This is a genomic window from Mucilaginibacter pineti (genome assembly GCF_900101875.1).
Lineage (GTDB): Bacteria > Bacteroidota > Bacteroidia > Sphingobacteriales > Sphingobacteriaceae > Mucilaginibacter > Mucilaginibacter pineti.
Window position 1 is genome coordinate 70,077 of sequence record NZ_FNAI01000002.1, and the last position, 22,227, is coordinate 92,303.

The following is a 22,227-nucleotide window of genomic DNA, read 5'->3' on the forward strand; positions in this document are numbered from 1 at the left end:
CAGATTATAGATTTCAGATGTGCAGATTTCAAATTTCAGATGATAGCATGAATTGTAAATACTTTGAAACAAGCCCGATTACACAACGTTCTAACTAAACAAATTAAAACTAATATATCATGATTGACCCAGAAGACGACGACCAATTAGAACAAGACGATCTGCTAAGCCAGAGCGATGAGCAAATGAGCCAGCAGGACATACATTCAAACGGTTTTGATGATACCAACGAAGATATCGGCGAAACCGACGAAACAGATCAGGCCAACCAGGCTTATGATGCATCAGAACCATCGTACACATTAAATTTAGATGATGACGATCTGGATGAGGATTAGTAGATAGATGTGCAGATTTTAGATTTCAGATGTGCAGATGATTATTTTATTAATCTTCACATCTGAAATTTGTATCTATAAAATCTTCACATTTGAAATCTGCACACCCGCACATCTGAAATCTTTATATCTTTGCCGATTATCATTCTTGAATAATGAAGATATCGTATAACTGGCTTAAAGAATTTATTGATACAGATAAAACTCCTCAGGAAATTTCAATTATCCTAACCGGTACCGGTTTGGAAGTGGAAAGCCTGGAGAAAGTACAGCCTGTCCCCGGCGGTTTAGAAGGCTTGGTGATTGGCTATGTAAAGGAATGTGTTGACCATGCCAATTCAGATCACCTGCATGTAACCAAAGTTGATGTAGGCGGGCCTGAAGATTTGCAGATTGTTTGCGGCGCAACCAACGTTGCAGCAGGTCAAAAAGTGGTGGTTGCCGTTGTTGGCACTACCGTTTACCCCGTTACCGGCGAGCCTTTCGCCATAAAAAAATCAAAGATCCGTGGTGAAGCATCCGAAGGTATGATATGTGCCGAGGATGAGATTGGTTTAGGTACCGATCATGCCGGTATTATGGTGCTTGATGACGATGCTGTTGTTGGTACGTTAGCCAAAGATTACTTTAAACTTAACGACGATTATATGTACGAGATTGGGCTAACTCCCAATCGTGCCGATGCTACATCGCACCTGGGTACTGCCCGTGATATTGCCGCGTTTCTGAAAATTGGCGTTACCCGGCCCGATGTTAGCGACTTTAAAGTGGCCAACACCAGCCGTACCGTTGAGGTTATTGTAGAGAACGAGCATGCAAGTCCGCGGTATTCTGGCGTAACCATCAGCGGTGTTGAGGTTAAGGAATCGCCAAAATGGTTAAAGGAAAGGCTGGCAGTTATCGGCATCCGCAGTATCAATAATATTGTTGATGTTACCAATTATGTACTGCATGAACTTGGACAGCCATTGCACGCATTTGATGCTGATGATATAACAGGTAACAAAGTACTGGTTAAAAACTACGCTGAAGGAACAGTTTTTAAAACGCTTGATGATGTTGATCGTAAGCTATCTGAAAACGACCTGATGATTGGTAATGCCGAAGAGCCAATGTGTATTGCCGGTGTTTTCGGCGGTGCAAAATCTGGTGTTAAGGGAAGTACAAAAAATATCTTCTTAGAAAGCGCTTACTTCAATTCGGTGTCTGTACGTAAAACTGCCAAAAGGCATGGTTTAAAAACAGATGCCTCATTCAGGTTTGAACGTGGTACCGATCCGGATATGACTGTTTTCGCGCTTAAACGTGCAGCTTTGCTTATTCAGCAGGTTGCGGGCGGCGAGGTATCGTCAGAAATTTCTGATCATTACCCTGCACCGGTTGCGCCTTTTGCTTTTGATGTAACCTACAAAAATATCGACAGGCTGATAGGGCAGAAGATCACTCACGGCGAGATCAAGGCCATTATTGAAGCGCTGGATATCAAAATAGTTCATGAAACCGAAGATGGGCTGTCGTTACAAGTACCTCCTTACCGGGTAGATGTAACGCGTGAGGTGGATATAGTAGAGGAGATTCTGCGGATCTACGGCTACAATAATATTCATATCCCAACCCAGATAAGAGCTTCGTTAAATAACTCGGTAAGACCAGAGAAAGATACGGTTCAAAATCAACTGTCGGATTTATTGACTGCCAACGGTTTTAACGAGATATTGTCGAACTCGCTGACCAAATCGGCCTATTCAGATAACCTTGATGCGGCCGTAAAGATCCTTAACCCGCTAAGCAGCGATCTCGACGTAATGCGCCAAACCCTGCTATACTCGGGCATGGAAGCTATTGCCTATAACCAAAACCGCCGCAGTGCCGACTCTAAATTTTATGAGTTTGGCAAAGTGTATAGTGTAAAGGATGATAAATACAGCGAAGTGCAACGTTTCTCGGTATTTATTACCGGTGCCGATACTGCCGAGCAATGGAACCAAAAACAAAAGCCGGTATCGTTCTATAATCTGAAAGCTATTGTTGACGGCATATTACAACGCCTTGGTATTACAGATTATGTAGTTGAAGATGCTACTTGCAGTAAGCTGGCTTTTGGCCTGCAATACGCGCTTAATGGCAAGCAACTGGTAAAATTTGGTCCGGTGGGTACGGCTGCGTTGAAAAAGGCAGATATGGATAAAGAAGTTTTCTATGCCGATTTTAATTTCGACCTGGTGTTGTCTGCCATCCGTAAAAATAAAATTGTTTACCAGGAGGTTTCAAAATTCCCGGCGGTAAGGCGAGATCTGTCTATGCTGATAGATAAGGCCGTTTCGTTTGGTCAGCTTAAACAAATAGCCCAGCGTACCGAACGTAAGCTGTTGAAGGAAGTAAGTGTATTTGACGTTTACCAGGGCGATAAATTACCAGCCGGTAAAAAATCATACGCGCTTAGTTTTATCATTCAGGATATTGAAAAAACCTTAACCGATAAAGCCATCGACAGCATAATGCAAAAATTAATTTATAATTTAGGAAAAGAAGCAGGAGCGGAGATAAGGAAATAAAAAAGTTCTAAGTTCTAATCTCTAAATCATAGAAATAAAATTTGAGTTTAGAGATTAAGGTTTGAGTTTAGTGTTTTTATTTAGAATTAGAGTTTAGTGTTTTTTTAGAATTTAGAAATTAGAGTTTAGGGTTTAAAATATGCCTTCCGTAGCACAACAATTAAATACCATAGTAGATAAAACCTCGAGGTTGATTGAGCTTTGTGCTGCGTTACAGGAGGATAATGACCTGCTGAGGCTGGAAAGTGAGGCCTTAACAGTTGCCCTTGATGCAAGCAAAAACAAGACAAAAGAGCTGGAAGAAAAGCTTCGTGTATTGAAACTTGCAAAATCATTTTCAGAAACAAATGAAAAAAGTCTTGACATAAAGCAAAAAATTAACGACTTTGTGCAAGAAATAGATAAGTGTATTGTATTATTGAAGAAATAATACAAAAAGTGAAAGGCTCAATGGGAGAAATCTCAATAAAAATAAATATTGCTGACAGAGTTTACCCCTTAAAGGTAAACATGGAAGAAGAAGAAATAATACGCAGGGCGGCAAAACTGATCAATGACCGTATACGGGAATATCAGGATAATTACGCGGTAAGGGATAAACAGGATCTGCTTTCGATGTGTGTGTTGCATTATGCTACATCATCATTAAAAGCCGAAAAAAAGGTTACTGTTGAAGATACCGACGTTGCCGAAAAGGTTTACCAGTTAGATCATATGCTAAACGAATTTTTCTCAAAGTAATAAACGTTCTTTACATATATAACAGAGCACATTTAAGATTTAACCGCAGTTAAATTTTAGGTTTCACTATTAAAAACTTAACGCTTCAATATGAGCGGATCTAAGAGGCATGCGTTACTCGTGTATTAACGTAACCCATGATTCCAATATCCGAAATGAAGTTTTTAAATACATGATACTTAAAAATTAGTTGCGGTTTTTTTTATACATATACATACCAATAAACCTAAAATGGACATATTACTATACGGAATAATCGGACTACTCCTGGGCGTTGGCCTGGGCATAGTCATTGGGCGCTTTCTACTAAGAAAGCTTTTTAAAGATCAGGAGGCTTCGGCGCAAAATAAAGTAAAAAAGATACTTAAAGATGCCGAAAACAATGCCGAGATCCTGAAGAAAAACAAATCACTTGAAGCTAAAGAGAAGTTTTTACAACTAAAGGCCGAACATGAAGCTGAGGTAAATAGCAAAAATAATGCTATCAACCAGCGCGAAAATGGTGTTAAACAAAAAGAGCAATCTTTAAACCAACGCCTGGAAAACATGAACCGCAAGGAAAGTGAGCTGGATAACACCCGCAAAAACCTGGAAAGACAAACCGAAATTGTTGTTAAGAAACAAGAAGAAGTTGAAGTGTTGAAAAATTCGCATGTGCAGCAACTGGAAACCATTGCCGGTATCTCTGCCGATGAAGCTAAAAACCAATTGGTTGATAACCTTCGCGAAGAAGCACGTACCAAGGCCATGATCCAGATAAAGGATATTGTTGACGAGGCTAAGCTTACCGCTACCAAAGAGGCTAAAAAGATAGTTATCCAAACCATTCAGCGTACCGCTACAGAAAGCGCTATCGAGAACACGGTATCTATTTTCAATATAGAAAATGATGAGATCAAGGGCCGTATCATTGGTCGCGAAGGTCGTAACATCCGTGCATTGGAGGCAGCTACCGGTATTGAGATCATCGTTGATGATACCCCGGAAGCAATTATCCTGTCGGGATTTGACCCGGTTAGGCGCGAGATTGCCAGGCTGGCTATGCACCGTTTGGTAACAGATGGTCGTATTCACCCTGCGCGTATTGAAGAAGTGGTTGCCAAAACCAAAAAGCAAATTGAAGAAGAAATTGTTGAAATAGGCGAACGTACAGTGATCGACCTTGGGATCCATGGTTTACATCCCGAGCTGATCCGTATGGTTGGCCGTATGCGTTACCGTTCATCATACGGGCAAAACCTGCTGCAACACTCACGCGAGGTAGCCAATTTCTGCGCCACCATGGCTGCCGAACTGGGCTTGAACGTAAAAATGGCAAAACGTGCAGGCTTACTGCATGATATTGGTAAAGTACCTGATGATAACCCGGAATTGCCTCACGCTATTTTAGGTATGCAGCTGGCAGAAAAATATAAGGAACATCCCGAAGTTTGTAACGCCATAGGTGCCCACCACGATGAAATTGAAATGACTTCCATGTTATCGCCGATCATCCAGGCTTGTGATGCTATTTCAGGTGCCCGTCCGGGTGCACGCCGTGAGGTGGTTGAAAGCTACATCAAACGTTTGAAAGAATTGGAAGAACTTGCGATGTCATACCCTGGTGTTGAAAAAACATTCGCTATCCAGGCTGGTCGTGAATTGCGTGTAGTTGTTGAAAGCGAAAAAATCACCGATGCACAATCAGAAGTTTTGGCTGCCGATATATCAAACCGCATTCAAACCGAAATGACTTACCCGGGGCAAATTAAAGTTACCGTTATCAGGGAAACCCGTTCGGTAGCGTTTGCCAAGTAACAAAATGAAGACAAACAAGCCCTTTCTGCTTAAAAACAGGAGGGGCTTTTGCATTACATAAGATGGCAGCAGATAAAAAGTATACCGATAATAAAAAACAATCACCCGGCACTGGCAACCCGGCACGGCCTGATGGGAAACTCGCGGAGCAATATTTTAATGAATACGCCGCAGGCCATCAGGATGCGGTGAATAAAACCATACATTATATATGTATCCCACCGTTGATATTCGGGTTATTTGGGTTGATATGGGCTATCCCCTTTCCGCATCTTGGTTTTTTGGGCCAGTACAATGGTTATTTTAACTGGGCATCGTTTGTAATAGCTATAGCTATTTACTATTACCTGAAACTGTCGCCGCTCATTTCGTACATCGTATTGTTAATACTGTTGGGCTTTAGTTATATCATTATTGAACTGCTGGCCTGGCAGGCAGCGGGTGGTTTTCCTATGTGGGTAATCTGCTTTATATGTGCGCTGCCATCGCTCAATGCCATAATTTACGGCAACGGGCGCGAGGTTACAGCAGCCAAACCCAGGCTCCTTTTTTTATCCTTAGCTGTAGCCCCGGCCTATTTTCTGCATTTACTGTTTAAAAAACTTTTTGTTAAGTATTGATTATGTTTTTCATTTAATGTTAACTAATGGTAGTAAATATAATCATGTGTTAACATTGGGGTAATATAGTAGCTGAATCTTTGTGCAATAAATAAACACAAATGAAAAAGATTTACTTTATCCTTTTATCAATGCTGATTATTGGAGTTGCTAATGTTGCCAAAGCGCAAATTACAACATCGGTAGTAAGCGGAAAAGTTACCGACCAAAAAGGCGGAACCTTGCCCGGTGTAACAGTAACTGTACTTAACACAAGCACAGGAACACGCTACGGCGCACAAACCAATGCCGATGGCCGTTACACAATTGCCAACGTTAACCCAGGTGGTCCTTACACCCTCTCAGCTTCTTTTATAGGCTATAAAAAAGACGAAAAAACAGAAGTTACCTTAAGCTTAGGTAGCGTTACCTTTAACTTTGCGCTTGTTGACGAAACAACAAACCTGCAAGAAGTGAAAATTAAGGGAACCGCCGGTGGTACAAAAACAGGTGCAAGCACCCGCATTGGTCAAAACCAGCTCAAAAATCTACCTTCAATTAGCCGTAGCTTACAGGATTTTACACGTACTACACCGCAAAGTAATAACAACTCATTCCAGGGAACTAACTACCGTTATAACAACGTGACCCTTGATGGTGCTATTAATAATGATGCGATTGGTTTTAGTCCGTCATTAGGTGGTCAAAACAACGCATCGGGCCAGGTTGGTAGCAGTACACGCACAAGCCCGGTATCATTAGATGCGATACAGGATATACAAGTATTAGTTGCCCCTTACGATATTAAAATTGGTAACGTATTAGGTGGTAGTATCAACGCTGTAACACGTAGCGGTACAAATGACTTTACCGGTTCGGTTTATGGTTTTGGTCGCGGTTCATTTATGGTGGGCCCCAATAATGCCAAGGCTGCTTCTGGCGGTGATGGTTCAAGCCTTTCTGATTTCCATGATTACCAAACAGGTATCCGTTTAGGTTTGCCTATCATCAAAAACAAATTATTCTTCTTTACCAACGAAGAAATTGCCCGCAGACAGGACCCTGTTATCAGAGGACTTGATCACAATGGCTCAGCTAATATATTAAGCCAGGCAGATGGTGATAAACTGGTTGCTGCATTTAAATCATTTACTACCGATGCCGCCCACCCAAATGGCATTGATCCGGGTACTTATAACAATACCACTATTTTCTCTAACTCAAACAAGTTCTTTAACCGTTTGGATTGGAATATTAATGATAACAACCAGTTAACCATCCGTAACAACACCATTACTTCAACGGCAACTAACTTAGAGCGCGATCAGCAAAACTTCCGTTTTAGCGGTATCGACTATACCTCACACAATAACTCAACTTCAACCGTTGCCGAGTTAAAGTCGAGGTTCTCAAACAACGTGAGCAATAGCTTGGTATTAGGTTACTCAAACGTACATGATTACCGCGATCCTAACTCAGATCCGTCATTACCCCAAATCGAGATCACAGGCCGTTCTCCGGGTACTACCATATTTATGGGTACCGACCGTGAGGCTGCCATATTTGATATGCGCCAAAAAACTGCCGAGTTTACTGATAACTTAACCTGGACAAAAGGTAAACACACATTTACTTTTGGTACACACAATGAGTTCTACGATATCACCTATAACTTTGTTAACGCCTGGAACGGTCGTGTAGCATATAGCAGCATAGAGGATTTTGTTAATAACAACCCTTCTCGTGTACGTACAAACTTTAATTACACCAATAATACCCGTGATTATATTTTAGCTAATCCATCGGCCAAGTTTAAAGTTAACCTGCTGAGCTTATATGGACAGGATGAAATTCAGTTAACTGACAATTTTAAACTGACCTTAGCCTTACGTGCCGATTATGCAGATGTGCCAAACAAACAACCATTGAGTGATAAAACGACAAACGCTCCGGTTGACCCTAACTATGGCAACACCTACACGTATACCAAACCCAAAGATATTAAGCAAAACTACCTTGGTAACATTGAGTGGAATCCGCGTGCGGCATTTAACTTTGATGTAAACGGCGATCAAAGCGTTATTGTACGTGGTGGTAGCGGCTTCTTTACAGGTCGTGTTCCCTTTGCATGGTTTGGTTACGCGTTTTATAACAACGGTAAAACATACGGAGCTTATGATGTAAAAGCACCAAGCAGCGGTATATCTGCCCAAACACCAGGTACCAATCCGGTACAGAGTGCTCCAAATGGCGAATTAAATTATGTTAATAAGCAACTTCCCGCTGTTAATACCTCTGCTGCAGGTGCAACACAGGTAGATATGATTGACAATAACTTTAAAATGCCGCAGGTTTGGAGAAGCAGTTTAGCTGTTGACTACACAACTGCCGATCAGTGGAAATTTACAGGCGAAGGTATTTATACCAAAGTTATCCACGATTTGAAATTTCAACAAGTAAATACACTTGATCAGGTAACCTATTACGTTTACGATACACAAAAACAACAGCCAATATTTAATAATACGGCAACTGGTCTTAATAAGGGTAAAATAAATCCATTATATACCAATGCTTACCTTTTATCAAACACCAGCGAAGGTTACCGTTATAGCTTAACTGCACAAGTGGCTAAAAACACGCAGTTTGGTCCAAATAATGCTTTAAACGTAACAGCTGCTTATACTTACGGTCATTCAAAAGATGTTACCAACGGTATCCGTAACTCAATGGAATCAAACTGGCAGTTAAACCAGGCGTTAAATCCTAACAGCCCGGGTTTGGCTAATTCAAACTTTGATATCCGTAGCCGCATTGTATCTACAGTTAACTTCAGACACGATTGGGATGCTGCTCAAAACTACACAGCTAACTTCAGTTTCTTCTTTAGCTCACAATCTGGTAATCCTTACACCTTTGATACCTATCCAAATGCTATTGACGGAACAGGTCAGCAATTGAGCTTAGCGTACATTCCAAAACGCGGCGAAACTGTTAATTTCTTCTCTGATATTGCTGCTACTGCAACAGCTCCTGCTAAAACAGCAGTACAACAAGCTGCAGCATTTGATGCTTTCATTGATAAAAATAAATACCTTTCAGGTCGTCGTGGTGAATTTACAGAGCGTAACGCTGCCTTCACACCTTGGAACAACCAGTTAGATTTCCGTTTTGCACAGGACTTTAAATTTGGTAACGGCAAACGTAAACAGGTAATAACCTTTACTTACGACATTGTTAACCTTACTAACCTGTTGAATAAAAAATGGGGTCAGTATTACTTCTCTGCAAATACCTTCAACTCTTCTGCAAGTGTTGGTTTAGCACCGGCAAAAGGTGGAACCCCATCATTTGAAAATGCTCCTACAACTTATCCTAAATATACGTTCGCGGATCCAGGATTGCCTTACTCTGTTGATTTGTTTGCTTCACGCTGGCAAATGCAGTTTGGTTTACGTTACGCTTTCTAAGCGAAACAACCCAAACATTCTAAATAAAAAGCGCCCTGCCGGTTTATCTGGCAGGGCGCTTTTGTTTAATTATATATCGTGGTAATCCTAAAATCCCATGAATCAAGGTTCAGATAAATAGCTTATAAATTTTTACCCAGCTTATCCAGAATATCCTGAGGTACTTTCTCCAGGTCGAGTACAAGGAAACCATCAAGACAATCGGCAAATTTAGGGTCGATGTTAAAGCTGATGATCTTGGCGTTTAGGGCTATGTACTGGCGCAGCAGCACGGGCACTTTCATGTTACGTGTTTCTACTTCAGATATAAGATGGTCGAGGCCCTTAAAGCTGTCTTCGCCTGCCATTAGCAGGTCGGTATCAATTTTCGAAAAATCAACCTTGAACTTTTTACGTGGCTTTACGTATTGCGCCATTTCATGATCAAAGTGGTTACGGTTAATGTAATCAACAATAAGCGATTTGGAGAATTTAGAAAACGAGTTGCTGATACTCACCGGCCCAATAAGGTAGCGATACCTTGGGTTATCTATCAGGAATTTCAGGATGCCCTTCCAAAGTAAAAACAGGGGCAGGGGTTTGGTTTGGTATTCTTTCCTGATCCACGAGCGGCCAAGTTCAAGGCTTTTGCGCAGCACAGGGATAAATTGGGTTTTAAGTTTAAACAGTTCGTTAATGTAAAACCCTTTTTTGCCAACGCTGTAAAAAATCTCGTCGCCCAAACCAATACGGTAGGCTCCAACGATCATCTTTGCTTCAAAATCCCAAATGAACAGGTGGTTATAATAAATATCATACTCATCCAAGTCGATACTCTTGTTGGTACCCTCGCCAATCTCCCGGAAAGTAATCTCCCGCAGGCGACCGATCTCCCGGATTACATTAGGGATAGCCGAGGTTGGAGCAATGTATACTTCGTAGTTTTTCTCCGTCCAAACTTTGTAGGTTTCGCGCAGCGGGGTTATTTCTTTTTCCAGCAGCTCTGCATCTATTTCGGGCACTACTGCATTAGGCAGGCGTTTTATCTTAAACAAATTGCGCGGATTGAAGATCTTTTTTTCTTCCTCCAACCCAGTGCCTAAGGCGTAAGTACGGGCGCGTAAAAAGTTAAGCAGTTTAGCGCCGTTGTTATGATCGGGTACGTCCTCCACGTTAATGGGCTTACCTATGCGTAGCCTGATAGTATGGCCGTGTTTATTAAACAACTCCGATGGGAGCTTAGCCGTGCGCAGTGCAGGGTGAATAAGGCTCAACAGGTTAAACAGTAAGCCATTATTGCCATGGAAATAAATAGGTACTACAGGCACTTTAGCCTTGGCTATAATTTTACCCACTACAGGGTGCCATAGGCGGTCGGTTACCTGCTGCTGCTCAACCTTAAAGGTAGATACCTCGCCGGCAGGGAAAATACCAATGGGGGTGCCATTATTCAATAACTCCAGCGTGTTTTTTAAACCACTTATACTTGATGAATGTTCTACGTTTTCGAAAGGGTTAACTGCGATAAAAAAGTCGCTCAGGTTAGGGATTTTTTTAAGCAGAAAATTGGCCATCAGCTTGGCATCGGGCCTAACCATCAACAGCATTTTTAACAGCACCATACCCTCAATGCCGCCGTAAGGGTGATTGGCTATGGCAACAAAGCTGCCGGTTTTGGGGATGTTGCGCAGCTCGCGCTCATCAAATTCAATATCTATGCCGCAACCTTCTAAAATAGCGTCAATAAATTCAATACCTTGTTTTGGCTGTGCCTGGGCAAACAGATCATTTACCTGGTTAATTTTCATCAGCTCCATCAATAAAGCGGCCAGGCCAGGCATCTTCAACTTATCAAGTTTAGTGGCTTTGGCAAACTCTTCGGTGGTTATTACTTTCATTTTTTGTAAAATGGGTGTTTTGATTTAACAAATAAATATCCTGAAATTTTATTTAATTTAACGATTTGATAAATATTGAATGAAGGCCCCTGTAAAAAACTACCTGTCTGTAACCAAAAAAGAATGGAACGGAATGGTGGTGTTTGTTATTTTGATTGCTTTGGTTTTAGCGGCGCCTTACGTTTATCAATCGAACCACAAAGATAATACAATAAATTTTAAAGATTTTGATAAAGCGGCTGCCCTGCTTGCCAATGCCCAAACAACCGGCGATGATGCGGCAGACAGCAAAAAGCCCGCTTACGCGGCGCTATTCGCTTTTAACCCGAATAATTTGCGAGCTGCCGATTGGGAAAAGCTTGGGCTGAGCGAACGCCAGGTAAAGGTGATAAAGAACTATGAAGCTAAAGGCGGCAGGTTTTACACCAAAGCCGATGTTAAAAAGATCTACACCATAACCGATGCAGATTATAAACGCCTGGAGCCCTACATCAACATTGCAGCAGACGCAGGTTATTCAAAAAAAGCCGCGCCGGGCGAAGTCATTGAAATAAATAGTGCCGACTCGGCCCGGCTCACCATGATCAGGGGGATAGGGCCTGCTTTTGCCATGCGCATTATAAAGTATCGCGAACGCCTCGGCGGTTTTTACAATAAAGAGCAATTAAAAGAAGTTTTTGGTGTGGATAATGCCAAGTACGCCGAGATAAAGAACGGCATAGCGGTAAACGCGAAGCGCCTGACCAGGTTAAACGTAAACACAGCCACTTTTGAACAGCTGCGGCGTTTCCCTTATTTAAGCTTTAAGCAAATTAATGCCATTATAGAATTTCGTAACCAGCATGGCGATTATGAATCAGTAGCCGACCTTAAAAATATTGCCATACTTGATGATGGAATTTTGCATAAAATTGCACCTTATTTAGTTTACAAATGATAACCCAGCAAATAAAGACAGCCATTCGTGATATTCCTGATTTTCCTAAGCCGGGAATAGTTTTTAAGGATATTACCCCCATTTTAAAAGACCCTATCCTTTGCGATAATATTATTAATGCCTTTGTTGAACAGCTTAAAGGCACCCGCATAGATGTCATTGCCGGTATCGAAAGCCGTGGATTTTTATTTGGGCTGACTTTAGCTACCAAACTTGGGATCCCCTTTGTGCCTATCCGCAAGGCGGGTAAGCTGCCGTTCACCATTAAGCAGCGTGCTTATAAACTGGAGTACGGTACAGCCGTGATTGAATGCCATACCGATGCCTTTGAGCCTGGTCAGCACATCCTTATTCATGACGACTTGCTGGCTACCGGCGGCACTGTAACCGCAGCCAGCGAACTGATACAGGAAATGGGTGGCATAATAGCAGGCTTTTCTTTTGTGGTGGAGCTTGGTTTTTTAAACGGCCGAGACAGGATAAAATCTATCAGTAATACGGTGGTGGTGTTAGCGGAGTATTAAATGCGAGGCTGAGAAGTGCTAAAGATCAAATTCTAAATTCTAAAAATGACCCAACGCTTAGAAACTCTAAAGATCAAATTCTAAATTCTAAAATAACCGATACATCATGGCGTAAGCAATTACGTTTACGATTTGTCATTGCGAGGTACGAAGCAATCTCGTCATCAAAGTCGACCTGCAACGTTCACTACCTGCACTACGGGATTGTCACGCTATCGCTCGCAATGACAAGTTTTTATAGTAAATTATACCCCGCGTTAAGGATTGAAACGGATACCGGCCAATGTGGCTAAGGCTTGTGCAGTATGAGTGGAAAGCCTGGCCGCAGGCAACGCCATTGTGAAGTTAAAAGTCAAAATTAAAAAGTTAAATAGATAACAGTTTTAAACAATGCAGTTGATATAAATGAACAATTTTATTATCGTAAAAGCGAAATTAAATATTTTAACGATCGAAAACGGTGGCTGCCGTAAAACCGGAATTGTGAGCGGGTATCGACCCGACCACGTTTTTGAACATTATGAAAGTGATACTTTGATTGCGTATATGGGTGATATAACCTTTACTGACTGGAAGCTTATTTACCCCGGTGAGGAAAAGATAGTTACAGTAAGATTTTTAAATAGAGAGGCAATAACGAAATATATTTATATAGGCCGAAAATGGTTAATTAATGAGGGCCCTAAACTTGTAGCAAATGCTGAAATTTTAGAGCTACTTTAATTTTTATTCTTATTAACGACGCCTTTAACCCAATCTAAAAATATTTCCTAAAAATATTTTTAGCTCTTTATTACCCATCAAAATAACCCTATTTCAACTAAACCTATAATTCATACCGTATACCAATCTGTACTATATAATAGGGGCTGTTGGGGTGAAACTATACTGATAATTAAAACGTTAATTTGTATAACCAGTTATATAAATTTATGGATTCTTTACTAACAGATAGCGCTCCGGCGGGCGGTTTGGATTTTTCGTTGAACGATAACCAGCAGATGGTTGGGCAAATGGCTAAAGATTTTGCCGAGCGCAACATTAAGCCGCATGTGATGGAATGGGACGAGGCGCAGCACTTCCCTGTAGAATTATTTAAACAGCTTGGCGAACTGGGTATGATGGGCGTTTTTGTGCCCGAACAATACGGCGGCTCGGGCTTTGGCTATCATGAATATGTAACCGTAATTGTGGAGATTGCTAAAGTATGCGGATCGATAGGTTTGTCTGTGGCGGCGCATAACTCCTTATGTACCGGTCATATCCTGGCTTTCGGCAACGAAGAACAGAAACTTAAATGGCTGCCCAAACTGGCCACCGCCGAATGGCTTGGCGCATGGGGACTAACCGAAGCCAACACCGGATCGGACGCGCTGGGGATGAATACCACCGCCGTACTTGATGGCGACCACTATATAGTTAACGGCTCAAAAAACTGGATAACGCACGGTAAATCTGGCAATGTTGCGGTGGTTATGGTGCGTACCGGTGCCAAAGGCGATTCGCATGGCATCTCGGCACTTGTTATTGAAAAAGGCACACCGGGTTTTACCCACGGTAAAAAGGAAAATAAGCTGGGCATGCGTGCCTCAGAAACCACCGAACTGATATTTGATAATTGCCGCGTACCCAAAGAAAATTTGCTTGGGGTAGAAGGCGAAGGCTTTAAACAGGCCATGAAGGTGCTGGATGGCGGCAGGATTTCTATTGCTGCCTTATCATTGGGGATAGCCAAAGGCGCTTTTGAAGCCGCCGTTGCCTACGCCAAAGAGCGTAAACAGTTTGGACAGCCGATAGCAAACTTTCAGGGCATTGCCTTTAAACTGGCCGATATGGCTACCGAAATTGAAGCCGCCGAGCTATTGATCATGCAGGCTGCCGACTTAAAAAATCGCCATCTGCCGGTTACCAAGCAATCGGCAATGGCTAAGTACTTTGCATCGGAGGTTGCGGTGCGTTGTGCCAACGAAGCTGTACATATCTTCGGCGGGTATGGTTATACCAAAGATTTCCCGGTTGAGAAATTTTACCGCGATGCCAAGCTATGTACCATAGGCGAAGGCACCAGCGAGATACAGAAAATTGTCATCAGCAGGGAAGTGCTGCGGGGGTAGGTTGAAAGTAGTATCAAGTAGTTAGTATCAAGTAGCAAGATTAAATAGGTTTATAATGATGCCGGGTGATGGAGTATAGCTCTTTATCCGGCATTTAACATTTAATAACATAATTGATAATAACAGGATATTTTTAACTGTTATATTTAAGCAATGAAAAGAACTAAGCTATTCTTTGTTTTAACTGTAGTTGTTTTTTTGGGCAAAATGACGTTCGCGCTTGTGTAAATATCTGAATCCAGATCAAATTATCTTGTTTAATCCAGAGGAACTTATGTTGCGATCCAAAGGAAATAATATGATTTGGTCAAATGAGTTTGTAGTTATATAATTTGATGACTCAGCTAGTTAAACTAAAAACGAGCTTATTGAACGGCCGTTATGGTTTAATCAATTCACATGTGCTAAATTCAATGAACCTGTTTCCTGCGTTGGTAATCAACTCTGCTTTGTTTTTTGAGCCAGTTATATCAAGTATAGTTATGTTGCCACTAAAAGGAATTTCCTTTAGATTATAGCTTGTTACATCCTTGAATCGTAGTATCCGGTGCTCAAATAAATTTTCTTCCCAATTTACTGGAAAATCAAGCAGAAACTCTATAGTTTGATTTGCGGTGTATTCGGTAACTTTTAGAATAGCGGCATCATGAAAAGAATAATCGCTGAGGTTCATTTGACGGTTATAAATAATTAAAAGTACAATATATGGTAATCGCTGAATAATCACACCACAATCCATACGAAATGAGTAATTGAAAATAATCAATAGTCAGCTTTGATATTCAAAACCAAATACTTAACTTTGCCCTCCCTTGAAAGGAGGTATTTAGGAAATTATGATCATTATTAACGTAAAAGACGGCGAATCATTAGACAAAGCATTGAAACGCTTCAAAAAGAAATTTGAAAAAACAGGTGTTTTAAGAGAACTTCGCAGTCGTCAGGCTTTCGAAAAAAAATCTATTACCCGTCGTCATGTTATCAAACATGCCATCTACAAGCAAAATATGAACTTAGAAACTGCTGTTTAATTCCCTTAAAAGAATTTTCACATTTCTTAACACTATATTAAAACTATTTGTACATTCAGGTCTCTGGATGTTCAAATAGTTTTTATGTTTTTAGCGCGTTTTATCCAATACATCAAGTTCGAAAAGCGGTACTCGCCACACACGGTATCTGCCTATGAATCAGACTTGGATCAGTTCACGCGCTTCCTGAACAACCCCGGCAACGCCACCGTTGCGCCGGAACCCATTATTACCCATCCCGATCAAATTAGTTATCACGACATCCGCAACTGGATGGTTGAGCTTATTGATCAAAAACTTACGGCCCGTTCTGTAAACCGTAAAATGGCCACGCTGCGTAAATACTTTAAGTTTTTATTGCAGGAGGGCGTAATTACCCAAAATCCGACGTCGAAAATCCGCTCACAAAAAATTCCGAAGCATTTGCCGGTTGTTGTGGAGGGCGAAAGCCTGGCCAAAATGCTGGATGACGATAAAATATTTTCGGACGATTTTCCGGGCCTGCGCGACAAATTAGTTGTTGAAATGCTGTTTGGTACCGGCATGCGCCTTGCCGAGCTTTTAGGCCTGAAAGACAGCGACATTAACGATTATGAAGGCACGCTAAAAGTGCTCGGCAAACGCAACAAAGAGCGTATAATACCTATCAACACCGAGCTGCGGATATTGCTGGGCAGGTATAGTGAATTAAAGAAAAGTGAAAATTTTCATAACAATTCATTAACATTAATCGTTACAAATAAGGGTGCCGACGCATACCCGAAACTAATTTATCTGATAGTGCAGAAATACCTCTCCAACATATCAACCCAGAATAAAAGAAGCCCTCACGTACTAAGGCACACATTTGCAACAAGCTTACTAAACAACGGAGCCGACTTAAACTCCATTAAAGAACTTTTGGGCCATGCTAACCTTAGCGCAACCCAAATTTATACACACAATTCAGTTGAACGATTAAAGTCTATTTACAAACAAGCCCATCCAAAGGCGTAATTAAGGAGGAAACATGAAAATTACAGTGCAATCAATTCATTTTACCGCAGACAGCAAATTATTGGATTTTATTCAGAGAAAGGCTGACAAGCTGGATACGTTTTATGATCATATTATTAGTGGCGAGGTTTACTTAAAGCTTGAGAATGTGGAAGATGAGGCAAATAAGATAGCAGAATTTAAATTACTGTTGCCCGGCAACCAAATTTTTGCAAAAGAAAAATGCAAAAGTTTTGAAGAGGCAACAGATTTGGCGATTGAAAGCCTGCGCAAGCAGATTGAAAAGCATAAACAAAAGAAAACTGCTGCTGATGCTGCGGCCAAGAAGGCCATATTAACAGAAGCAGAAGAGGGTTTTTAATATAAAAACGACTGATTTTCAGTTAAAATCGACAGGTTTATAGCCTGTCGATTTTTTTTAATAAAAAATTTTGAACGGGTGTAAATTTTTGTAGATTTGCAATCCCTTTCAGAGAGGTGCTAAGCACTGAAAAAAAAGTTGGGAATGTTCTTTAAAATATAAAAAAGCTTATTAGTTTTGCCGCTCGATAAACGGAGCCATAAAGGTTTCGGATTATTGATAAGGTAAATAAATATAAGCCTCCTTAGCTCAGCTGGTAGAGCGACTGACTTGTAATCAGTAGGTCATTGGTTCGATCCCGATAGGAGGCTCAGTTTTTTTCGGAAATATGATGTTTAGCTTCCAAGTAAGCATTGTAAATCCGGAAATAACTAATGGGGGGATACCAGAGCGGTCAAATGGGGCGGACTGTAAATCCGCTGCTTCGGCTACGAAGGTTCGAATCCTTCTCCCCCCACTGGAAATTCCAGATATAGCTAAATTCTAAATTCTAAAAATCGTTTTAGAGTTTAGAGTTTAGTTTTTGGAATTTAAAACAAGCGGAAGTAGCTCAGTTGGTAGAGCGATAGCCTTCCAAGCTATAGGTCGCGAGTTCGAACCTCGTCTTCCGCTCGGTTACAGTAGGTAGTTAGCCGTGGGCAGTAAGCAGTTTGATTTAAGCAGGTAACTGTAAATGATAACAAGCAACTGCAAACTAATAACTAACAACTGCAAACTAAAAAACAAGCCGACGTAGCTCAGTGGTAGAGCACTTCCTTGGTAAGGAAGAGGTCATGGGTTCAAATCCCATTGTTGGCTCAATAGAATAACAAAGAATAAAAGAGTAACATTTTTAAGTATAAATTAACCTACAAAATAATTATAAATCATGGCAAAAGAAAAGTTTGACCGCAGTAAACCGCACTTAAACATCGGTACAATCGGTCACGTTGACCACGGCAAAACAACCCTTACTGCAGCTATCACTAAAGTATTAGCTGATGCAGGTTTATCAGAAGCCCGTTCATTTGATTCAATTGACTCAGCTCCTGAAGAAAAAGAACGTGGTATTACCATCAACACAGCTCACGTTGAGTACTCAACAGCTAACCGTCACTACGCACACGTTGACTGTCCAGGTCACGCGGATTACGTGAAAAACATGGTTACAGGTGCTGCTCAGATGGATGGTGCAATCATTGTGGTTGCTGCTACTGACGGTCCGATGCCACAAACCCGCGAACACATCCTGTTGGCACGTCAGGTAGGTGTACCTGCACTTGTTGTATTCATGAACAAGGTTGACATGGTTGATGATCCGGAATTATTAGAATTAGTTGAAATGGAAATTCGTGAATTATTATCATTCTACGAATATCCAGGTGATGATATCCCAGTTATCCAGGGTTCTGCATTAGGTGGTCTTAACGGCGATCCTACCTGGGTTGGTAAAATCATGGAGCTTATGGATGCTGTAGATGCATACATTCCAATTCCTCCACGTTTAACTGAGCTTCCTTTCTTAATGCCGGTTGAAGATGTATTCTCAATCACTGGTCGTGGTACTGTTGCTACCGGTCGTATTGAGCGTGGTATCATCAACTCAGGTGAGCAGGTTGACATCCTTGGTATGGGTGCTGAAAACTTGAAATCAACTGTAACTGGTGTTGAGATGTTCCGTAAGATCCTTGACAGAGGTGAAGCTGGTGACAACGTAGGTTTATTGTTACGTGGTATTGAAAAAACTGATATCCGCAGGGGTATGGTTATTTGCAAACCAGGTTCAGTAACTCCACACACCGACTTCAAAGCTGAAGTTTACGTATTATCAAAAGCAGAAGGTGGCCGTCACACTCCATTCTTCAATAAATACCGCCCGCAATTCTATTTCCGTACCACAGACGTAACAGGTGAAATTTCACTTGCTGAAGGTGTAGAAATGGTTATGCCAGGTGATAACGTTACCATCACTGTAAAGTTGATCAACGCTATCGCAATGGAAAAAGGCTTACGTTTCGCTATCCGTGAAGGTGGCAGAACAGTAGGTGCTGGCCAGGTAACTGAAATCTTGAAATAAGACTTCAAAAAGGTTAATTGGAAACATAAGTTTACTGTAAAAAGTAAACTTATGTTTTCTTATTATAAATATACACGGGAATAGTTCAACGGTAGAATAGAGGTCTCCAAAACCTTTGATCAGGGTTCGAATCCTTGTTCCCGTGCATAAAGCAAATAACAAAATGGCAGGCGTAGCTGAATATATTAAAGAATCATACATTGAGTTAACTGAAAAGGTAACATGGCCAACCTGGCGCGAGTTGCAAAGCAGTGCCGTATTGGTGCTTGTGGCTGCAATTATCATAGCTATGTTTATTTTAGGTATGGATCAGGTCATCATTTACTTGCTTAAACAGTTTTATAGTTCACTAACATAATATTTGAGATAACCGATGAGTGATCAATTGAAGTGGTATGTGGTGAGGGCCATTAGTGGCAAAGAAAAAAAAGTAAAACAGTACATTGATGCCGAAATTAGCCGTTTGGGCATTACCCATTTGGTGCCACAGGTATTAATACCAACTGAAAAGTACTACCAGATGCGCGATGGTAAAAAGATAGCTAAAGAGCGTAACTTTTTCCCGGGCTATGTGTTAATGGAAGCCGTACTTGATGGCGAAACCGAGCACATTATAAAAAACATAAACAGCGTAATAGGATTTTTAGGTGATAAAGCCGGAAATGCTATCCCGCTTCGCCAGGCCGAAGTTAACCGTATTTTAGGTAAGGTTGATGAAATGAGTGCCCAGGGCGAAACAATGAACGTACCATATTACATTGGCGAAAACGTTAAAGTAATGGACGGGCCTTTCAACGGTTTCAGTGGCGTAATTGAAGAGGTTAACGAAGAGAAAAAGAAACTGAAAGTAATGGTAAAGATATTCGGCCGCCGTACGCCGCTTGAATTGAATTACATGCAGGTAGAGAAAGAATAGATTTGAGATGTTAGATATGAGATTTGAGACTTTTCTCTTCTTATATCAATCTTAAATAATTAATAATATAAAGAGGCAGGTGTTTAAACTGTGAGTCTAATATCTCACATCTCAATACTCAAATCTAAAACCTTAAATGTTACTTAGCTTCCACTTACTAACATTGAGTTATAATTAAAGTAAATTAAAATGGCAAAAGAGATCGGTGCAATGGTAAAGTTGCAGGTTAAAGGCGGTGCCGCAAATCCATCTCCTCCAATTGGCCCAGCATTGGGTGCAAAAGGTGTGAACATCATGGAATTTTGCAAGCAGTTTAACGCACGCACCCAGGATAAGCCTGGTAAAGTGTTGCCTGTTTTGATTACTGTTTATGTTGACAAATCTTTCGAGTTTATCATCAAAACCCCTCCTGTTGCAATCCAGTTATTGGAAGCAACCGGTTTAAAAAGTGGTTCAGCAGAGCCTAACCGTAAAAAAGTTGCCAATGTAAATTGGGAACAGGTTGAGACTATTGCTAAAGATAAAATGGTAGATCTGAATGCATTTACTGTAGAATCAGCCATGAAAATGGTGGCAGGTACTGCCCGTAGTATGGGAATAACCGTATCAGGTACGGCTCCCTGGAATTAATTAATTTATACAAAATCAGTTTAAGACAGTGGCTAGATTAACAAAAAATCAAAAAGCGGCACTCTCCAAAATTGAGGCTAACAAATCGTATTCATTAGAAGCTGCATCAGCTTTGGTAAAGGAATTAACCTTAACTAAATTTGATTCATCAGTTGATATAGACGTTCGTTTAGGTGTTGACCCGCGTAAAGCCAATCAAATGGTGCGTGGTATTGCAACACTACCTCATGGAACCGGAAAAACTGTACGTGTATTAGTGCTTTGTACGCCTGATAAGGAACAAGAAGCTAAAGATGCAGGTGCAGATTTTGTAGGTTTGGATGATTATATTGCCAAGATTGAAGGTGGATGGACTGACGTTGATATTATCATTACCATGCCAAGTGTTATGGCTAAAGTAGGTAGGTTGGGCCGTATATTAGGTCCGCGTAACCTTATGCCAAACCCTAAATCAGGTACAGTAACTCCAGAAGTTGGAAAAGCTGTAACTGAGGTTAAAGGTGGTAAAATCGACTTCAAGGTTGATAAAACCGGTATTATCCATACCTCAATAGGAAAAGCATCTTTCCCTGCAGATAAAATTTATGAGAATGCATTAGAAGTATTGCAAACTATCTCAAAATTAAAACCATCCGCAGCAAAAGGAACATATTTCAAGAGCATTCACATCTCTTCAACCATGTCTCCAGGAATAACAGTTGAAACTAAATCAGTAGCGGGGATCTAATCATGAATAAAGAAGAAAAATACGACCTTGTTCTTGCCCTTACTGAGCAAATGAAAGAGTACGGTAATTTCTATATTACTGATACCTCTGATTTATCAGTTGCAAAAATCAACGACATTCGTCGTCAGTGCTTTCAAAGTGATATCACTATGAAAGTGGCAAAAAATAGCTTAATTAAAAAAGCTATGGAAGCAGCTGGTGGTGACTACACCCCAATATTTGATGTATTAAAAGGTTCATCATCAATCCTTTTTTCAAAATCAGCAACCGCTCCGGCAAAGTTGATCAAGCAATTAAGGAAAAAAGGTGATAAACCAGTTTTAAAAGCAGCTTATATTGATTCGGCTATATTTATTGGCGACAACCAGATCGATACATTGATCAAGTTGAAATCAAAAGAGCAGCTGATAGGCGAAATCATTGGATTGTTGCAATCACCGGCCAAGAACGTTATTTCTGCACTACAATCAGGCGGAAATACAATTGCAGGCCTTGTAAAAACATTACAGGAAAGAGGTTAACGAACACCTTATTAAAGTTCGATATTAAAAAACAAAA

22 protein-coding genes and 5 tRNA genes are annotated in these 22,227 nt (G+C 40.9%); 25 read left to right on the forward strand and 2 right to left on the reverse strand.

Features of this window, described 5'->3' with window-relative positions; all coding sequences use genetic code 11:
* Positions 1 to 119: 119 nt before the first annotated feature.
* From BLS59_RS04630 to BLS59_RS04660, 7 genes are all read left to right on the forward strand, one after another.
* Positions 120 to 338 (forward strand): hypothetical protein, encoded by a 219-nt coding sequence (locus BLS59_RS04630; protein ID WP_091145297.1) that lies wholly within the window; start codon positions 120 to 122, stop codon positions 336 to 338.
* Between the two features lie 155 nt (positions 339 to 493).
* The gene (pheT, locus tag BLS59_RS04635) at positions 494 to 2,893 is read left to right on the forward strand and encodes a phenylalanine--tRNA ligase subunit beta (protein ID WP_091145301.1); all 2,400 of its coding nucleotides are present in this window, start codon (positions 494 to 496) and stop codon (positions 2,891 to 2,893) included.
* Positions 2,894 to 3,032: 139 nt separating this feature from the next.
* Complete coding sequence (locus BLS59_RS04640) at positions 3,033 to 3,323, forward strand: hypothetical protein (RefSeq protein WP_091145304.1); 291 nt, start codon at positions 3,033 to 3,035, stop codon at positions 3,321 to 3,323.
* 20 nt (positions 3,324 to 3,343) lie between these two features.
* A complete protein-coding gene (locus BLS59_RS04645) occupies positions 3,344 to 3,634 on the forward strand; it encodes a cell division protein ZapA (RefSeq protein ID WP_091145309.1) in 291 nt (96 codons plus the stop codon).
* A 231-nt stretch (positions 3,635 to 3,865) separates the two neighbouring features.
* Entirely contained in the window at positions 3,866 to 5,431 is a 1,566-nt protein-coding gene (gene rny / locus BLS59_RS04650; protein ID WP_091145312.1) for a ribonuclease Y, read from the forward strand.
* A gap of 62 nt (positions 5,432 to 5,493) precedes the next feature.
* Positions 5,494 to 6,051 carry an Mpo1-like protein gene (locus BLS59_RS04655; RefSeq protein WP_091145316.1) on the forward strand — a complete coding sequence of 186 codons (558 nt, stop codon included), beginning with the start codon at positions 5,494 to 5,496 and terminating at the stop codon, positions 6,049 to 6,051.
* Positions 6,052 to 6,152: 101 nt separating this feature from the next.
* On the forward strand, positions 6,153 to 9,500 hold the full coding sequence (locus BLS59_RS04660) for a TonB-dependent receptor (RefSeq protein ID WP_091145318.1): 3,348 nt from the start codon (positions 6,153 to 6,155) through the stop codon (positions 9,498 to 9,500).
* A gap of 122 nt (positions 9,501 to 9,622) precedes the next feature.
* On the opposite strand, the gene BLS59_RS04665 is transcribed toward BLS59_RS04660, so the two are convergent.
* Complete coding sequence (locus BLS59_RS04665; protein ID WP_091145321.1) at positions 9,623 to 11,377, reverse strand: bifunctional lysophospholipid acyltransferase family protein/GNAT family N-acetyltransferase; 1,755 nt, start codon at positions 11,375 to 11,377, stop codon at positions 9,623 to 9,625.
* A 79-nt stretch (positions 11,378 to 11,456) separates the two neighbouring features.
* On the opposite strand from BLS59_RS04665, the gene BLS59_RS04670 reads away from it, so the two are divergent.
* The 4 genes from BLS59_RS04670 to BLS59_RS04685 all read left to right on the forward strand — a co-directional run bounded on the left by BLS59_RS04670 (position 11,457) and on the right by BLS59_RS04685 (position 14,952).
* Positions 11,457 to 12,314, forward strand: a complete 858-nt coding sequence (locus BLS59_RS04670; RefSeq protein WP_091145325.1) for a ComEA family DNA-binding protein — start codon at positions 11,457 to 11,459, stop codon at positions 12,312 to 12,314.
* Positions 12,311 to 12,838, forward strand: a complete 528-nt coding sequence (locus BLS59_RS04675) for an adenine phosphoribosyltransferase (protein ID WP_091145328.1) — start codon at positions 12,311 to 12,313, stop codon at positions 12,836 to 12,838. The genes BLS59_RS04670 and BLS59_RS04675 overlap by 4 nt, the downstream gene beginning before the upstream one ends.
* 405 nt (positions 12,839 to 13,243) lie before the next feature.
* Positions 13,244 to 13,561, forward strand: a complete 318-nt coding sequence (locus BLS59_RS04680; RefSeq protein WP_091145332.1) for a hypothetical protein — start codon at positions 13,244 to 13,246, stop codon at positions 13,559 to 13,561.
* A gap of 278 nt (positions 13,562 to 13,839) precedes the next feature.
* The gene (locus BLS59_RS04685; protein WP_449406539.1) at positions 13,840 to 14,952 is read left to right on the forward strand and encodes an acyl-CoA dehydrogenase family protein; all 1,113 of its coding nucleotides are present in this window, start codon (positions 13,840 to 13,842) and stop codon (positions 14,950 to 14,952) included.
* A gap of 379 nt (positions 14,953 to 15,331) precedes the next feature.
* Here the strand turns inward: BLS59_RS04685 and BLS59_RS04690 are convergent, their stop codons facing one another.
* A complete protein-coding gene (locus BLS59_RS04690; protein WP_091145336.1) occupies positions 15,332 to 15,625 on the reverse strand; it encodes a hypothetical protein in 294 nt (97 codons plus the stop codon).
* A gap of 163 nt (positions 15,626 to 15,788) precedes the next feature.
* On the opposite strand from BLS59_RS04690, the gene rpsU reads away from it, so the two are divergent.
* From rpsU to rplJ, 14 genes are all read left to right on the forward strand, one after another.
* Entirely contained in the window at positions 15,789 to 15,983 is a 195-nt protein-coding gene (rpsU, locus tag BLS59_RS04695; protein WP_091145339.1) for a 30S ribosomal protein S21, read from the forward strand.
* 84 nt (positions 15,984 to 16,067) lie between these two features.
* Complete coding sequence (locus BLS59_RS04700; RefSeq protein WP_091145344.1) at positions 16,068 to 16,979, forward strand: tyrosine-type recombinase/integrase; 912 nt, start codon at positions 16,068 to 16,070, stop codon at positions 16,977 to 16,979.
* 13 nt (positions 16,980 to 16,992) lie between these two features.
* Entirely contained in the window at positions 16,993 to 17,340 is a 348-nt protein-coding gene (gene hpf / locus BLS59_RS04705; protein ID WP_091145347.1) for a ribosome hibernation-promoting factor, HPF/YfiA family, read from the forward strand.
* 238 nt (positions 17,341 to 17,578) lie between these two features.
* Positions 17,579 to 17,651 (forward strand) — tRNA-Thr (locus BLS59_RS04710).
* Between the two features lie 65 nt (positions 17,652 to 17,716).
* Positions 17,717 to 17,797, forward strand: a tRNA-Tyr gene (locus tag BLS59_RS04715).
* Between the two features lie 82 nt (positions 17,798 to 17,879).
* A tRNA-Gly gene (locus BLS59_RS04720) sits at positions 17,880 to 17,952 on the forward strand.
* Positions 17,953 to 18,066: 114 nt separating this feature from the next.
* Positions 18,067 to 18,138: transfer RNA gene (locus tag BLS59_RS04725), tRNA-Thr, on the forward strand.
* A 70-nt stretch (positions 18,139 to 18,208) separates the two neighbouring features.
* Complete coding sequence (tuf, locus tag BLS59_RS04730) at positions 18,209 to 19,396, forward strand: elongation factor Tu (protein WP_091145350.1); 1,188 nt, start codon at positions 18,209 to 18,211, stop codon at positions 19,394 to 19,396.
* Positions 19,397 to 19,470: 74 nt separating this feature from the next.
* Positions 19,471 to 19,541, forward strand: a tRNA-Trp gene (locus BLS59_RS04735).
* Positions 19,542 to 19,559: 18 nt separating this feature from the next.
* Entirely contained in the window at positions 19,560 to 19,754 is a 195-nt protein-coding gene (gene secE / locus BLS59_RS04740) for a preprotein translocase subunit SecE (RefSeq protein WP_091147311.1), read from the forward strand.
* Positions 19,755 to 19,769: 15 nt separating this feature from the next.
* The gene (gene nusG / locus BLS59_RS04745) at positions 19,770 to 20,312 is read left to right on the forward strand and encodes a transcription termination/antitermination protein NusG (protein ID WP_091145353.1); all 543 of its coding nucleotides are present in this window, start codon (positions 19,770 to 19,772) and stop codon (positions 20,310 to 20,312) included.
* A gap of 189 nt (positions 20,313 to 20,501) precedes the next feature.
* Positions 20,502 to 20,942, forward strand: coding sequence for a 50S ribosomal protein L11 (gene rplK, locus BLS59_RS04750; protein ID WP_091145357.1), 441 nt, complete (start codon positions 20,502 to 20,504; stop codon positions 20,940 to 20,942).
* Between the two features lie 28 nt (positions 20,943 to 20,970).
* Positions 20,971 to 21,669, forward strand: coding sequence for a 50S ribosomal protein L1 (gene rplA / locus BLS59_RS04755; protein ID WP_091145359.1), 699 nt, complete (start codon positions 20,971 to 20,973; stop codon positions 21,667 to 21,669).
* Positions 21,670 to 21,671: 2 nt separating this feature from the next.
* A complete protein-coding gene (gene rplJ, locus BLS59_RS04760; protein ID WP_091145363.1) occupies positions 21,672 to 22,190 on the forward strand; it encodes a 50S ribosomal protein L10 in 519 nt (172 codons plus the stop codon).
* The last annotated feature ends 37 nt before the right edge of the window (positions 22,191 to 22,227 follow it).